Annotated in this window: 11 protein-coding genes; 8 read left to right on the top strand and 3 right to left on the bottom strand. The window is 69.5% G+C overall.

Going from position 1 to position 14,425, the window contains the following annotated elements:
* Window positions 1-116 precede the first annotated feature (116 nt).
* Both ACIBQ6_RS27475 and treS read left to right on the top strand, forming a co-directional pair.
* A complete protein-coding gene (locus tag ACIBQ6_RS27475; protein WP_397215330.1) occupies window positions 117-1,739 on the top strand; it encodes an asparagine synthetase B family protein in 1,623 nt (540 codons plus the stop codon).
* Window positions 1,740-2,003: 264 nt separating this feature from the next.
* Window positions 2,004-3,698, top strand: a complete 1,695-nt coding sequence (treS, locus tag ACIBQ6_RS27470; RefSeq protein WP_397215328.1) for a maltose alpha-D-glucosyltransferase — start codon at window positions 2,004-2,006, stop codon at window positions 3,696-3,698.
* Window positions 3,699-3,716: 18 nt separating this feature from the next.
* Here treS and ACIBQ6_RS27465 read toward each other — a convergent pair whose 3' ends face one another.
* The 3 genes from ACIBQ6_RS27465 to ACIBQ6_RS27455 are packed head-to-tail and all read right to left on the bottom strand — an operon-like array spanning window position 3,717 to window position 7,215.
* The gene (locus tag ACIBQ6_RS27465; protein ID WP_358283392.1) at window positions 3,717-5,987 is read right to left on the bottom strand and encodes an FtsX-like permease family protein; all 2,271 of its coding nucleotides are present in this window, start codon (window positions 5,985-5,987) and stop codon (window positions 3,717-3,719) included.
* On the bottom strand, window positions 5,984-6,712 hold the full coding sequence (locus ACIBQ6_RS27460; protein WP_352349946.1) for an ABC transporter ATP-binding protein: 729 nt from the start codon (window positions 6,710-6,712) through the stop codon (window positions 5,984-5,986). Before ACIBQ6_RS27460 ends, ACIBQ6_RS27465 begins: the two co-directional genes overlap by 4 nt.
* Window positions 6,709-7,215: a PadR family transcriptional regulator gene (locus ACIBQ6_RS27455; protein ID WP_358283390.1), complete on the bottom strand. Its 507-nt coding sequence runs from the start codon at window positions 7,213-7,215 to the stop codon at window positions 6,709-6,711. The genes ACIBQ6_RS27460 and ACIBQ6_RS27455 overlap by 4 nt, the downstream gene beginning before the upstream one ends.
* 130 nt (window positions 7,216-7,345) lie before the next feature.
* On the opposite strand from ACIBQ6_RS27455, the gene ACIBQ6_RS27450 reads away from it, so the two are divergent.
* From ACIBQ6_RS27450 to ACIBQ6_RS27425, 6 genes are all read left to right on the top strand, one after another.
* Complete coding sequence (locus ACIBQ6_RS27450; RefSeq protein ID WP_358283388.1) at window positions 7,346-8,593, top strand: ABC transporter substrate-binding protein; 1,248 nt, start codon at window positions 7,346-7,348, stop codon at window positions 8,591-8,593.
* Window positions 8,594-8,601: 8 nt separating this feature from the next.
* Window positions 8,602-9,930 (top strand): ABC transporter substrate-binding protein, encoded by a 1,329-nt coding sequence (locus ACIBQ6_RS27445; protein ID WP_358283386.1) that lies wholly within the window; start codon window positions 8,602-8,604, stop codon window positions 9,928-9,930.
* Window positions 9,931-9,942: 12 nt separating this feature from the next.
* Window positions 9,943-11,316, top strand: a complete 1,374-nt coding sequence (locus ACIBQ6_RS27440) for an ABC transporter permease subunit (RefSeq protein WP_358283384.1) — start codon at window positions 9,943-9,945, stop codon at window positions 11,314-11,316.
* The gene (locus tag ACIBQ6_RS27435) at window positions 11,313-12,212 is read left to right on the top strand and encodes a carbohydrate ABC transporter permease (RefSeq protein ID WP_358283382.1); all 900 of its coding nucleotides are present in this window, start codon (window positions 11,313-11,315) and stop codon (window positions 12,210-12,212) included. The genes ACIBQ6_RS27440 and ACIBQ6_RS27435 overlap by 4 nt, the downstream gene beginning before the upstream one ends.
* 82 nt (window positions 12,213-12,294) lie before the next feature.
* Window positions 12,295-13,668: a M1 family metallopeptidase gene (locus ACIBQ6_RS27430; protein WP_397215325.1), complete on the top strand. Its 1,374-nt coding sequence runs from the start codon at window positions 12,295-12,297 to the stop codon at window positions 13,666-13,668.
* 69 nt (window positions 13,669-13,737) lie between these two features.
* Entirely contained in the window at window positions 13,738-14,415 is a 678-nt protein-coding gene (locus ACIBQ6_RS27425) for a uracil-DNA glycosylase (protein WP_352320349.1), read from the top strand.
* The last annotated feature ends 10 nt before the right edge of the window (window positions 14,416-14,425 follow it).

Raw genomic sequence — 14,425 nt, 5'->3', positions numbered from 1 at the left:
CGCCCGACGCGTGCTTTCCAGCTCGGTAGACAACCGGACCTCCGCTCTCTCAGCCCGGCAAAGGATACTCTTCTGCAGGAAGCGTCTCGAAGGGATGAGATCCGGTGCAGTTCAACGTGCGACCCTACGTATGCGGCGCTCTCGGCCGGATCGACACCTCCATACTGGGCAAACTCACCGCCGCGGGCCCCAAGGTGCGGCCCGCGCTCCAGACGGACGAGGCCGCGCTGTTCAGCTCCGCGCCGCTGCCGCCGTACCACCGGGCGGGCGGCGCGTTCGCTTTCTCGTGGGGCGAGCGCAAGCCCGCCGCCGCCGAGGACTGGATGACGGTCGCGGAGACGTACGAGACGCCCGGCCTGATCGGCGACGGCGCGCGGGTGACGTTGCACGCGGGCGCGCTCGGCCTGGTCGACGTCTACTACGTGCGCCAGGGCGACGCGGTCTACTTCTCCTCGCTGATCCAGCCGCTGCTCAGCCTGGTGCCCATCGAGATCGACTGGGCCGCCTGGGCCTCGATCATCCAGGTGACGTTCCCCCTGGGCGAGGCGACCCCGTACCGGGAGGTCAGGCGGCTGCCGGGGTCGAGCGCGCTGGTGTTCGAGCACGGGCGCCTGGCCACCGAGCGCCGGTTGCCGCGCTGGCTGCGCACCGAGCCGTACGAGGCGTGGACCAGTCCCGAGGAGATCGTCGAGCTGCTGCACCACGTCTACGAGGACTACGACGGCCGCAAGCTGCTCGTGCCGGTCAGCGGCGGCTACGACTCGCGCCTGCTGGCCAGTGTGGCCATGGCCCGCGGCGCCGACGTCGAGTCGTGGACCACCAGCCCCGACGACGGCACCGACACCGACATCGCCTTCGCCAGGGCGATCACCCGCGAGCTGGGCATCCCGCACCGGGTCGTCACCCAGGACGCCGCCGCCTACCCCGGCGACGCCGCCGAGGTGGCCCGCCGGCTGGAGTACCTGACGCCGCACCACGCCTGGTACGCGCCGTTCGCCAAGGAGGTGCACGGCTCGGGCCGCATCCTGGTCGACGGCCTGGCCGGCGGCCCGCTGCTGAAGAACTTCATGGTCAGCGGCGCCGCGCTGGAGGCCAGGACGCAGGCCGAGCGGTCGGCGGCGCTGCTGGGCTCGCTGTCGCTGGGCGCGCCCGCGCAGCCGTTCCTGTCCAAGGCGGCCGCGCAGTGGATGGAGGAGACCGTGCGCGAGCAGTTCGCGGCGGCCACCTCGATGCTCCACGGCCACCGGGCCGAGCTGCCGCTGTCGGTGCTGCACACCAGGACCGTGCGCGGCATCGCGCGTTCGGCGGTCAACCTGGTGGGGCCGGAGGCGTCGTTCGCGGCGCCGTTCATCCATCCCGCCTTCTTCGACGCCGCGCTCAGCGTCGGCGTCGCGCGCAAGGACAAGGGCCGCTTCTACCGCGAGGTGCTGCACGCGGCCAACCCGAGGGTGGCCGCGCTGCCCTCCACGAACGTGGTCAAGCAGCCGCTCCAGCGGGTGCCCCTGCGTTCCACGGCCGGGCCGGCGCGGGCCTGGTCCCACGCCATGCTCGAAGTCGTGGCCCGGCGGGTGCCCGCGATGCTCTCCGACGAGCTGCACGAGGTGATCGCCGGCGGACCGGACGCGCTGACCCGGTTCAACGGCTGGAACGACCGTTTCTGGGTGCGCGGACTGGTGCTTTTCGGACTCTGGCTGAACGACTTCGAGAACGACCTCCCGGACGTCACCGCACCTTTTTAGTGAACTCTGGGTAACAGGGCGATTACATACGGATCTCGCGGGTATTACACGTCGCACAGCAGAAGCGGGTTCCGGAAAGCCACCGGGCTGGTAGTGTTCGGCCCGTAAGCGCCGCAACAAACGGGCACCAGATCACAAATCCGGTCTCGTTCGAGGGCATGGAGTTCGCAGGGATGACGACTCCACGCGGCGCGGTCACCAGCTAAGAACGCCGGGGTAACCGGTGACTTCGTCCTGCCCACATCTCTTCCTGTGAGCGACATCATGATCAACGCATCCCCATCACCTGAGTCGATCTCTGAGGTTTTCGTCTCGGAAGATCCGCGATGGTACAAGCGGGCGGTGTTCTACGAGGTTCTCGTCCGGGGGTTCAAGGACTCCAACGGTGACGGCACGGGCGACCTGCGCGGTCTCATCGAGAAGCTCGGGTACCTGGAATGGCTCGGCGTCGACTGCCTCTGGCTGCTGCCGCTGTACGAGTCCCCGCTGCGCGATGGCGGTTATGACATTTCGGACTATATGAAGATCCTTCCGGATTTTGGCGACCTGGGAGACTTCGTCCAGTTGATCGAGGCCGCGCACGAGCGGGGCCTGCGGATCATCACCGACCTGGTCATGAACCACACCAGCGACAGGCACCCGTGGTTCCAGGCCTCCAGGCACGATCCGGAGGGGCCCTACGGGGACTTCTACGTCTGGTCCGACGAGCCCACCGGCTATCCGGACGCGCCGATCATCTTCATCGGCGCCGAGGAGTCCAACTGGACGTACGACCCTGTGCGCAAGCAGTACTACTGGCACCGTTTCTTCCACCACCAGCCGGACCTGAACTATGACAACCCGGCGGTGCAGGAGGCCATGCTGGAGGTGCTGCGGTTCTGGCTCGACCTGGGGATCGACGGTTTCCGCCTCGACGCGGTGCCGTACCTGTTCGAGCGTGAGGGCACGGCGTGCTCCGGGCTGCCCGAGACGCACGCGTACCTGAAGAAGATCCGCTCGGAGGTCGACCGGCTCTACCCCGACCGGGTGCTGCTGGCCGAGGCCAACGGCTGGCCCGAGGACGTCGTGGAGTACTTCGGCGACCCCACCACCGGCGGCGACGAGTGCCACATGGCCTTCCACTTCCCGCTGATGCCGCGCATCTACATGGCGGTGAAGAAGGAGACCCGCGAGCCGATCTCCGAGATCATGTCCCGCACCCCCAAGCTGCCCGACACGGCACAGTGGGGCATCTTCCTGCGCAACCACGACGAGCTCACGCTCGAGACGGTGACCGAGGAAGAGCGCGACTACATGCACAAGGAGTACGCCAAGGACCCGCGCATGCGGGCCTACCTCGGCATCCGGCGTCGGCTGGCGCCCCTGCTGGACAACAACCGGGACCTGATCGAGCTGTTCACGGCGCTGTTGTTGTCGCTGCCTGGCTCGCCGGTCATGTACTACGGCGACGAGATCGGCATGGGCGACAACATCTGGCTGGAGGACCGCGACTCGGTCCGCACGCCGATGCAGTGGAGCCCCGACCGCAACGCCGGGTTCTCCTCGGCCGACCCCGGCCGCCTCTACCTGCCGGCCGTCATGGACCCGATCTACGGCTTCCAGGCGGTCAACGTGGAGGCCCAGCAGCGCCACGCGGGCTCCCTGCTGCACTTCACCCGCAGCATGCTGGAGATCCGCAAGAACCACCCGGTGTTCGGCCTCGGCGCCTACACCGAAATGTGGTCCTCCAACCCGTGCGTGCTCACGTACGTGCGTGAGGACCGCGACGACGTGATGCTCTGCGTCAACAACCTGTCGAAGTTCCCGCAGCCCGTCGAGCTGGACCTGCGCAGGTTCGAGGGCATGGTGCCGGTCGAGGCCCGCGGCGGGGTGCGCTTCCCGAAGATCGGTGAGCTGCCCTACCTGCTGACCCTGCCGGGCCACGGCTTCTACTGGTTCGCGCTGAAGCCCGGGGACTGAGCACAGTCCCCGAGCGGATCAGCGTGACGTGACGGGCACCTGGGCACGGGCCGCGCGGCGGGCGGGAATGAGCGCCACCGCGAGGGCCGTGCCCACTGCCGTCACCACGGCCACTCCCAGCGTCACCGGCGAGGGCGCGCGGCCGATGCCCGCGCCCACGCCGCTCGTGTGACCCTGCAGGTCGATCAGCCCCACCACCACCGACGCCCCCACCGCCGTGCCGGCGCCGACGCCGAGCACGACCAGCAGGCCCGTGCCGGTCACCAGCGTGGCCATGACCTGACGTGGCGTCAGCCCCATGGCCTTGAGCACGGCCAGGTCGAAGGCGTGGTCGCGCAGGCCGATCGCGCTCGCGGTGAGCAGGTTGGCCAAGCCGATCAGGGCCAGCACGGCGATCAGCGCCACGATCACCACTCTGATGATCGACAGCCGGTCGGCCGGGTTGACCGCGGCCTGCACGTCGAGGTTCTCCCCCGACTCGGCCAGCAGCCTGGCGCGCACCTCCGCCTTGTCGGCGCCCGGCCGCAGGGCCAGCGCGTAGTACTGGGGCGGCACGGAGTCCTTGGCGGCCAGGCTGTCCAGGCCCACCGAGAGCACCTCGCCGTCCAGGTCGGGCTCGACGGTGCGGCCCACGATCCGGACGATCAGCGGCGAGCCGCCCACGGTCAGGCGCACCCGGTCGCCGATCCTGACCCCCAGCAGGTCGAGCAGCCCCTGCCCGGCGACCGCCTCGCCGCGCTCGGCGTAGCCCCTGCCCTCCATCACGGGGAACGGGTAGGGGTCGGTCGAGCTGCCGACCGCCCGCACCCGGACCGACCGGGCCTCGCCCGGGGCCAGGGCGTTCACGTCGCTGCCCGGGTAGACAGCGCGCACGTCGCGGTCGCGTTCGGCGATGCGCTGGGCCTCGGCCGACTCCATCTGCTTGCCGGGACGGACGTACAGGCCGGCGTGCTGGCCGACCTGTTCGGGGTGGCTGAGGAAGTTGTCGAGGGTGGCCCAGACGCCGAGACCGATCGTGATCATCATCATCGGCACGGCCAGGCCGAACGCCGTCAGGAACGCCGGCACGCGCCTGGTGAAGGCGTCGCGGGTGCCCAGGATCAGGGCGGGCGGGAGGCGTACGAGCAGGCCGAGCCGGGCCAACCGGGACAGGTGGCCGCGCGGCGGCGAGGCCGGCACGGCGGGGATCGGCGGCGTGCGCGCCCCCCGCCAGGCGGGCACCCCCACCGCCCCCAGGACGACCAGCGCCGTGCCCGCCACGATGGCCAGCACCGGCACCGGCGCGGCCGAGTACGTGCCGAGCACCACGGCCGTCGCCCCCCAGCCCGCCAGCGCGCCGAGACCGACGCCGAGCAGGCCGAGCGCGCCGTGCTCGACCAGGAGCAGCAGGGCGACCTGGCCGCCGGTGAAGCCCATCGACTTGAGCGTGGCCAGGTCGCGGAGCTGGCCGAGCACCCGGCCGCCGGCGGCGTTGGCCAGCGCGAGCGCCGCCGCGACCATGCCCACCACGCCGAACAGCGCGAGCAGCGTGCCGAGCAGCCGGTTGTCCAGCTCCATCGCGGCCCTGACCTCGCGCCAGGTGTAGACGCGCTGGAGCTTGTCCTCCAGCATCACCACGACGCGCTGGGCCACGACCTGGCTGGCGTCGGGGTCGGACAGGCGCAGCCCGGTGACCCATTCGCTGCGGCCCAGCATGGGCTCGACGCGGTCGAGCGTGGCGGGCAGCACCCAGGCCAGCCCGGGGGTCCATTCGGGGTAGAAGCCCTGGTCGGCGGAGTCGGCGATGCCGCGCACGTACAGGGTGTGGCGCTCGCCGTTGAGCGCGATGACGGTGAACGGCGAGCCGATCGCCAGGCCCAGCGACCTGGCGAAGGAGTGTTCGACGACCACGCCGTCGGGCTGCGAGCCGTCGAGCCACCTGCCCTCGGCCAGCACGGGATGGGCCACCCGGGGCGGCGAGGCGGGCATCGCGCGCAGCGACGCGGGCTCCTTCTTGCCCTCCTGCGCCACGGTGACGGGCGCCGAGCGGTAGGGGCCCGCGGTGCCGGTGACGCCGTCGATGCCGCCCAGGGCGACTTGGGGGTCGTCGTCGGTGTAGACCCAGACGTGGGCGCCGTCGGTCTGGGCCGACAGGCTGCGCCACGGGTTGGTGCCGTCCTCCAGGAGGGTCGCCGCGGTGATCAGGGCGGCCACGATCCCGGCCACGACCAGCACGGTGAGCACCGCCTGGCCCTTCCTGGCCCGCAGGTCGGCCTTGATCCACCGGCTTCCGGCCAGGGTGGTGCTCATCGGAGGTCGATCACCTCGCCGGCGGTGCGGGTGCGGCGGCGGGCGATGCGGCCGTCGTCGACGATCTCGCCGTCGAACAGCGACACCAGCCGGTCGGCCAGGCCCGCCACCCGGGCGTCGTGGGTGACCATGACGATCGTCTGCCCCTCTTTGTGCACGTCGCTGAGCAGGCGCAGCACGTCGCGCGTGTTGCGGCTGTCGAGGTTGCCGGTGGGCTCGTCGGCCAGCAGCAGGCTGGGCTTGTTGGCCAGGGCCCTGGCCAGCGCGACGCGCTGCTGCTCGCCGCCGGAGAGCTGGGCGGGCGAGGCCCCGGCGCGGTCGGCCAGGTTGAGCGCGCCGAGCAGGCTCTCGCGCCGCTCTCGGGCCACTTTGGGCGAGGCCCCGGCCAGCAGCGCGGGCAGCTCGACGTTGTCGCCGACGGTCATGTTGGCGACCAGGTTGAAGAACTGGAAGACGAAGCCGACCTTCTTGCGCCGCAGCAGCGCCCAGGCGCTCTCGGAGAGGGTGTCGACCCGCTGCCCGTCGAGCCAGATCTCGCCGCTGGTGCGCGCGTCGAGGCCGCCGAGCATGTGCACGAGCGTGGACTTGCCCGAGCCGGACGGCCCCATCACCGCGACGAACTCGCCCGGCTCGACCTGGAGGTCCACCCCGCGCACGGCCGGCACCGGCACTGCGCCATCTTGGTAGATTTTGACCAGATTGACCGTTTTTAGGACCGAGCTCATGCCAGATCCTCCTGGCATCGCTCCAGCCAGTCAAGATCGGCCTGAAGGTGCAGCATGGCCCCTTCGATCAGCAGCAGGGCCACCCGGTCGGTGGGCTCGGTACGGGAGAGCAGGTCGTTGAGGTCGCCCATGAGCGACAGGTAGTGGCGGCGCTGGCGACTGATCAGCGCCATTCGGTCGGCGATGCCGGTGAGCGGCGCGAGCACGAGCTTCATGAAGAACTCGTCGCGCACCCGAGGCCCCTCGGTGGGCTCGTCGACCCAGATGGCGAGCAGGTCGCGGCCCTTGGCGGTCAGGTAGTAGACCTTCTTGTTCGGCCGGTTGGACTGTTCGACGTCGACGGCCTTGACCAGACCGTCCTTCTCCAGCCGGCCGAGCGTCACGTATATCTGCCCGATGTTCGGGGAGGGGTAGGCGCTGCCGAACGTCTGTTCAAGGGCCTGTTTGAGCTCGTAGCCGTGGGCCGGTTCCTTGGCCAGGAGCGCCAGCAGGTGAAGCCGCACGCCTCACCTCCCCGCTTTGTGTTACGTGAGCGTTACGTAGGTATCCGTTGACCATCAGATTACAGGTGTGCATAACATGAATGCATCTACCTAACACGTATGTAACCCCGCTGATTGTGGAGGAAACAGAGTGCTGCGCCCGCTTTCGTTCGCTCTGGTCGTCGTGCTGGCGGCCGGATGCACGGTGGCGGGCGACGAGGGCGGCGGCGAGAAGGGGACGGGCGGCACAGGCCCGATCACCTTCGCCACCGGACGCGACACCACGGCGTACCTGCAACCCCTGCTGGACCGCTGGAACCAGGCCCACCCGGCCGAGAAGGTGACGCTGCTGGAGCTGCCCGAGGCCGCCGACGAGCAACGCGCCCAGATGGTGGCCAACCTCCAGGCCCAGAGCAACCGCTACGACGTGCTGGGGCTCGACGTGGTGTGGACCGCCGAGTTCGCGGAGAACGGCTGGATCATCCCCCTGGAGCGCGGGTTGTTCCCGCTCGACAGGTTCCTGCCGCCCGTCGTGGACACGGCCGTCTACAAGGGCAAGCTCTGGGCCGTCCCGTACACCAGCAACGCGGGACTGCTCTACTACCGGACCGATCTCATCAAGAAGCCGCCGCAGACCTGGGCGGAACTTCGCGATAAAGCGCGAGAAGTAACGAAAAAGCGGGACATCGGAGGCTATGCGGCCCAACTCCTGGCCTACGAAGGCTTGACCGTGAACTTCTCCGAGGCAGTGCAGTCGGCGGGCGGGCAGATTCTCAACCACGACGGCACGGAAGTGACCCTCGATCCGGCCAAGGGGAAGATCGCGCTCGACTTCCTGATGCAAGGGCTGCGGGAGCGCTGGATCACCGGCGACTCCCTGACCTTCAAGGAGGAGGAGACCCGGCTGGCCTTCCAGGACGGGAAGCTGGCCTTCGCCCGCAACTGGCCGCACGCCTACGGCCCGGCCAGGGCCAAGCTGGGCGACCGCTTCGCGGTGACCCGGCTGCCCGGACTCAACGGTCAGGGATCCAGCTCCCTCGGCGGGATCAACCTGGCCGTCAGCGCCTACTCCAAGCACCAGCAGACCGCACAGCAGTTCATCCGCTACTTCACCAGTCTGGAGAACGAACGCCGCGTCCTCACCGAGGGCTCCTTCCCGCCCGTGTGGACCGAGCTGTACGACGACCCGGCCCTGATCAAGCGGTTCCCGTACCTGCCGGTGCTCAAGGAGAGCATCCTCGCCGCCAAACCACGGCCGGTGAGCGCCAACTACAACCAGGTGAGCCTGGTGATCGCCAGCTCGGTCGCCAAGGCCCTGGCCGACCCCGAGAACGAGTCCGCCGACGACGTCGCGGCCTCCATGAAGTCAGAACTCGAAGAGATCATCAGAACCCAGTGAGGCAAGCCATGCGTAAAGCCAGTGCAGCAGTAGTCCTGGCAGGGCTCGCGGTAGCCGTCGCCGCCTGCGGCAACGCCCCGACGACGACGACCCCCACCGCCTCGGAGTCGGCGCCGGCCAGTTCCGCCGCCGGCGCCAAGACGCTCGAAGGCGTCAAGCTGGAGGTCGCGGCCAAGTGGACCGGCGCGGAGCAGAAGAACTTCGAGCAGGTGCTCAAGGCCTTCTCCGACAAGACCGGCGCCACCGTCACCTACGCCTCCACGGGTGAGGACACCGGCGCCTACCTCGGCCCGCGCATCCAGGGCAAGAACCCGCCGGACGTCGCGATCCTGCCGCAGCCGGGTCTGGTGCAGCAGTACGCCAAGCAGGACGCGCTCAAGCCGCTGTCCGCCGAGGTCACCCAGGAGATCGACACCAACTACACGCCGTACTGGAAGGAGCTCGGCTCCGCCGACGGCAAGGTGTACGGCGTGCTCATCAAGGCCGCGCACAAGTCGCTGGTCTGGTACCGCTCCGAGGCGTTCGAGGAGGCCGGCGTCCAGGTGCCGACGACCTGGGACGAGCTGATCAAGGCCGGGCAGACCATCGCCGACTCCGGCACCCCGCCCTTCTCCCTCTGCGGCGCCTCCGGCTGGACGCTGACCGACCTGTTCGAGAACGTCTACCTGTCCAGCGCCGGCCCGGAGAACTACGACAAGCTCTCCAAGCACGAGATCCCCTGGACCGACGCCAGCGTCGCCACCGCCCTGGAGAAGATCGCGCAGATCGCGGGCAAGAAGGAGTTCGTGCTCGACGGCGCCTCCGGCGCGCTGCAGACCGACTTCCCGACCTGCGTGACCAAGGTCTACGGCAACAAGAAGGCCGCCATGGTCATCGAGGCCGACTTCGTCGCCACCCAGGCCACCCAGGACGGCGCCAAGGTCGGCGAGGGCGCCAAGTACTTCCCGTTCCCGAAGGCCGGCGACACCGCCCCCGTCGTGCTCGGCGGCGACGTGGCCGTGGTCATGAAGGACTCCCCCGGCGCGATGGCCCTGGTGCAGTTCCTGGCCTCCAAGGAGGGCGGCGAGATCTGGGCCAAGCTCCCCGGCTACCTGTCGCCCAACAAGAACGTCTCCCCCGACAACTACCCCGACGAGCTGACCAAGCAGCTCGGCCAGACGATCGTCTCCGCCGGCGACGCCGTCCGCTACGACATGTCGGACCTGGCCCCGAGCGCCTTCGGCGGCACCGACGGCAAGGGCGAGTGGAAGGTCCTCCAGGACTTCCTGCGCAACCCGAGCGACGTCAAGGGCGCCCAGGAGGCGCTCGAGGCCGAGGCCAAGAAGGCCTGGAAGTAAAGAGGTAAGGCCGTGACCGAACGGTTGGACGGCCCGGCGGCCCCGCCCGCGAAGATCGCGGGCGGGCCCTCCGCAGGACCGGCTGAAACCCCCCGTACGAGACGACGCCTCGGCCCATCGCCGGCGGTCGCCATCGCCTTCCTCCTGCCGGCGGCCCTGCTGCTCGGCGTCTGGGTGGTCTACCCCATCGTCTACTCCATCTTCCGCAGCCTGTTCGACGCCTCGGGCAGCGGGTTCGTGGGGCTGGGCAACTACGCCACGATCTTCAGCGACCAGGGCATGCTGGTCACGATCCGCAACAACCTCATCTGGGTGGTCGTGGCGCCGATCGTGGTCACCACGATCGGCCTGATCTTCGCGGTGCTGACCGAGCGCATCAAGTGGGCGACGGCGTTCAAGCTGATCGTGTTCATGCCGATGGCGGTCTCGCTGATGGCCGCGGGCGTCATCTTCCGCCTGGTGTACGAGGAGAGCCCCGACAAGGGCCTGGCCAACGCCGTGCTCACCACCGTGCACGACACGTTCTCCTCCTCCAAGGGCTACCCCGAGGCCCGGCCGCGCGGCGGCGACGAGTCTCCCGTGACCGAGCAGAACGGCGCGGTCGTCACCAAGGAGCCCGCCCAGGCGGGCAAGCCGGTGCTGATCCCGATCGTCGGCGTCAAGCCGCAGACCATGCCGTCCAACGCCCAGACCGCTCGCGCCCCCTCGGGCGACGGCCTGTCCGGGACCGTCTGGTTCGACTTCACCCAGGGCGGCGGCGGCCAGAGCGGCGCGGTCGACCCGACGGAGAAGGGCCTGCCCGGCATCACCGTCGAGGCGGTCCAGAACGGCAAGGTGGCGGGCACCGCCACCACCGCCGACGACGGCACGTTCCGCTTCGACGGCCTGCCCGCGGGCTCCTACGTCGTGCGGCTGCCGGAGTCGAACTTCCAGGCCAGCTACGGCGGCCTGACCTGGCTCGGCCAGACGCTCATCACGCCGGCGATCATCGGCGCGTTCGTCTGGGTGTGGGCCGGGTTCGCGATGGTGCTGATCGCCGCCGGCCTCGCCGCCATCCCGCGGGACGCCCTGGAGGCCGCCCGCATCGACGGCGCGACCGAGTGGCAGGTGTTCCGGCGGATCACCGTGCCGCTGCTGTCGCCGGTGCTGCTCGTCGTCTTCGTGACGATGATCATCAATACGCTGAAGGTCTTCGACCTGGTCTACATCATCGCGCCGGCCTCGGTTCAGCCGCAGTCGAACGTGGTCGCGCTGGAGATGTGGCGCGTGTCGTTCGGCGGCGGGAACAACCAGGGGCTCGGCAGCGCACTCGCGGTGTTCCTGCTCATCCTGGTCCTCCCCTTCATGATCATGAACATCCGCCGGTTCAGAAGGGAAGACACATGACGACCGCGACCGTGAAGGCGTCTCACCGGCTGGAGTCGGGCGCGCCGCGCAGGGGCGTGGCGAGCAGGATCGTGGACCGCCTCGGCGGCGGGGCCGTCCAGGTGATCATGATCGTGCTCGGCCTGTTCTGGCTGGTGCCGACGCTCGGCCTGCTGGTCGTCTCCCTGCGCACGGTGAAGGTGAACAACGCCGAGGGCTGGTGGACGATCTTCACCAAGCCCGCCGAGCTGACCCTGGCCAACTACAAGAACCTGCTGGCCAGCGGCTTCACCTCGTCGTTCTGGAACACGGTGGCCATCACCGTGCCGACCACGATCCTGGTGATCGGCATCGCGGCCATGGCGGCGTACGCGTTCGCGTGGATGGACTTCCGCGGCCGGGACACGGCGTTCCTGGTCGTGGTGGGCCTGCTGATCGTGCCGATCCAGATCGCGCTGATCCCCGTCGCCGCCTTCTACGGCGGTGTCGGGATCTTCGGCACGATTCCCGGCGTGGTGCTGTTCCACACGGCGTTCGGCCTGCCGTTCGCCATCTTCCTGCTGCGCAACTTCTTCGTCGGCATCCCCGCCTCGCTCCTGGAGGCGGCCAGGATGGACGGCGCACCCGAGTGGAAGATCTTCGCCCAGGTCGTGTTCCCGCTAGGCAAGCCGGCCATCGCCTCGCTGGGGATCTTCCAGTTCCTGTGGGTGTGGAACGACATGCTCATCGCGCTCGTGTTCGCCAACACCGACAACCAGCCGATGACCAAGGCCCTGCAGTCCCAGATGCGGCAGTTCGGATCGAACGTCGACATCCTCTCCTCCGGGGCGTTCCTGTCACTGATCATCCCGCTGGTGCTGTTCTTCGCCTTCCAGCGGTACTTCGTCCAGGGCATGATGGCCGGTTCCGTCAAGTAGGCCATTCCCGGCGGGCGCCCGCCTCCCGAGGGGGGCAGGCGGGCGCCCGTAACACGTCCTTCCGGACCTCCGATGATTGTTCATGAAGCGTCTTCTCGCCCTCGCCGCAGCAGCCTTCATCTCCCTCCCCCTCACCCCCGCCGCCGCGCTCGGCGGCACCCCGGGCTCGCCCGGGGCGGGCGACCCGTACTTCCCCGGCCAGGGGAACGGCGGCTACGACGCCGGCCACTACGACCTCGCCCTCGACTACGAGCCCTCCTCCAACGTCCTGACCGGCGTCGCCACCGTCAACGCCCGCGCCACCCAGGCGCTCAGCCGCTTCGACCTCGACCTGTCCGGCTCGCTGTCCGTACGCTCGGTCACCGTGGACGGCCGGCCCGCCGCCTTCACCCGCAGCGGCGACGAACTGGTCGTCACCCCCGCCGCCGCGCTCGCCTCCGGGCAGGGCTTCTCCGTCGTCGTCCGGTACGACGGCAGACCCACCCACGTCCTCGACCCCGACGGCTCCAGGGACGGCTGGATCAGGACCAGCGACGGCGTCTTCAACGCCAACGAGCCGCAGGGCGCGATGACCTGGTACCCCGGCAACCATCACCTGTCGGACAAGGCGACGTACCGCTTCTCGGTCACCGTGCCCAGCACCAGGGTCGCGGTGGCCAACGGCGACCTGGTGGCCAGGACGTCGGCCGGCGGCCGGACCACTTACGTGTGGGACGCCCGCGAGCCCATGGCCGGCTATCTGACCACCGTGTCGATCGGCAAGTTCCAGCTCACCGACACCAGGTCCGGCGGCTACCGGGTGATCACCGCCGTGGACCCCAAGCTCGCCGGCACGGCGACGGACTTCGCCGCCCGTCACGCCCCCGTCCTGAACTACTTCAGCTCGCTCTTCGGCCCGTACCCCTTCTCCTCCACCGGCGGGATCGTGGACCACGAGCCGAACGTCGGCTACGCCCTGGAGACCCAGACCCGGCCCATCTACCCCGTGGTGCCCGGCGAGTCGCTGCTCGCGCACGAGCTGGCCCACCAGTGGTTCGGCGACTCGGTGACGCCCACTTTATGGCGGGACATCTGGCTGAACGAGGGCTTCGCGACGTACGCGGAATGGCTCTGGCTGGAGAAGATCGGCAACCGTACCGTGCAGACGTCCTTCGACGGCGTCTACGCCAGGCCCGCCGACGACGAGTTCTGGCAGACGCCCACCGCCGACCCCGGCGGCGCCGCCGCGCTCTTCCACGACCCCGTCTACGACCGCGGCGCGGCGACCTTGCACGTCCTGCGCCGGACCGTCGGCGACAACGCGTTCTTCACGATCCTGCGCACCTGGGCGAACGACCACAAGTACGGCAACGCCGACACCGCCGCCTTCGTGGCCCTGTCCGAACGCGTGTCCGGCAGGCAGCTCGACGCCCTCTTCGACGCCTGGCTCTTCCAGCCCGGCAAGCCGTCGTTGTGATCATTCCGGTACGGCCTGCGCGTCCGTTTGGGCGGCAAGCCGTACCAGACCTAGATAAGCTTCACGGCCATGGCCGGTCGTCCTTTGCATGAAGTCGTCGAAGCCGGATGGGCTCAGGCTCTTGAGCCCGTATCCGAGCAGATCTCCTTGATGGGTGAGTTCCTGCGCAACGAGATCGCCGAGGGCAGGCAGTACCTGCCCGCGGGCCCCAACGTCCTGCGCGCGTTCAACCAGCCCTTCGACGACGTCAGGGTGCTGATCGTGGGCCAGGACCCCTACCCCACGCCCGGCCACCCCGTCGGGCTGTCGTTCTCGGTGGCGCCGGAGGTGCGGCCGATACCCGGGAGCCTGCTCAACATCTACAAGGAGATGGAGTCCGACCTCGGCCTCCCCCGCCCCGCCAACGGCGACCTGACCCCGTGGGCCGAGCAGGGCGTGCTGCTGCTCAACAGGGTCCTGACCGTCATGCCCGGCAAGCCCGCCTCCCACCGGGGCAAGGGCTGGGAGCAGGTCACCGAGCAGGCCATCCGCGCCCTCGTGGCCCGCGACAAGCCGATGGTCGCCATCCTGTGGGGCCGCGACGCCCGCAACCTGGCGCCCATGCTCGGCAGCGTGCCGCGCATCGAGTCGGCGCACCCGTCCCCGCTGTCGGCGCGCAGCGGCTTCTTCGGCTCGCGGCCGTTCAGCCGCGCCAATGAGCTGCTCACCCAGCAAGGCGCCGCACCTGTCGAGTGGAAGCTGCCCTAGCATCGTCGCC

This window comes from Nonomuraea sp. NPDC049655, from assembly GCF_044465465.1.
GTDB lineage: Bacteria > Actinomycetota > Actinomycetes > Streptosporangiales > Streptosporangiaceae > Nonomuraea.
The sequence above is the reverse complement of the archived record's forward strand: the minus strand, read 5'-3'. Positions and strand labels throughout refer to the sequence as shown.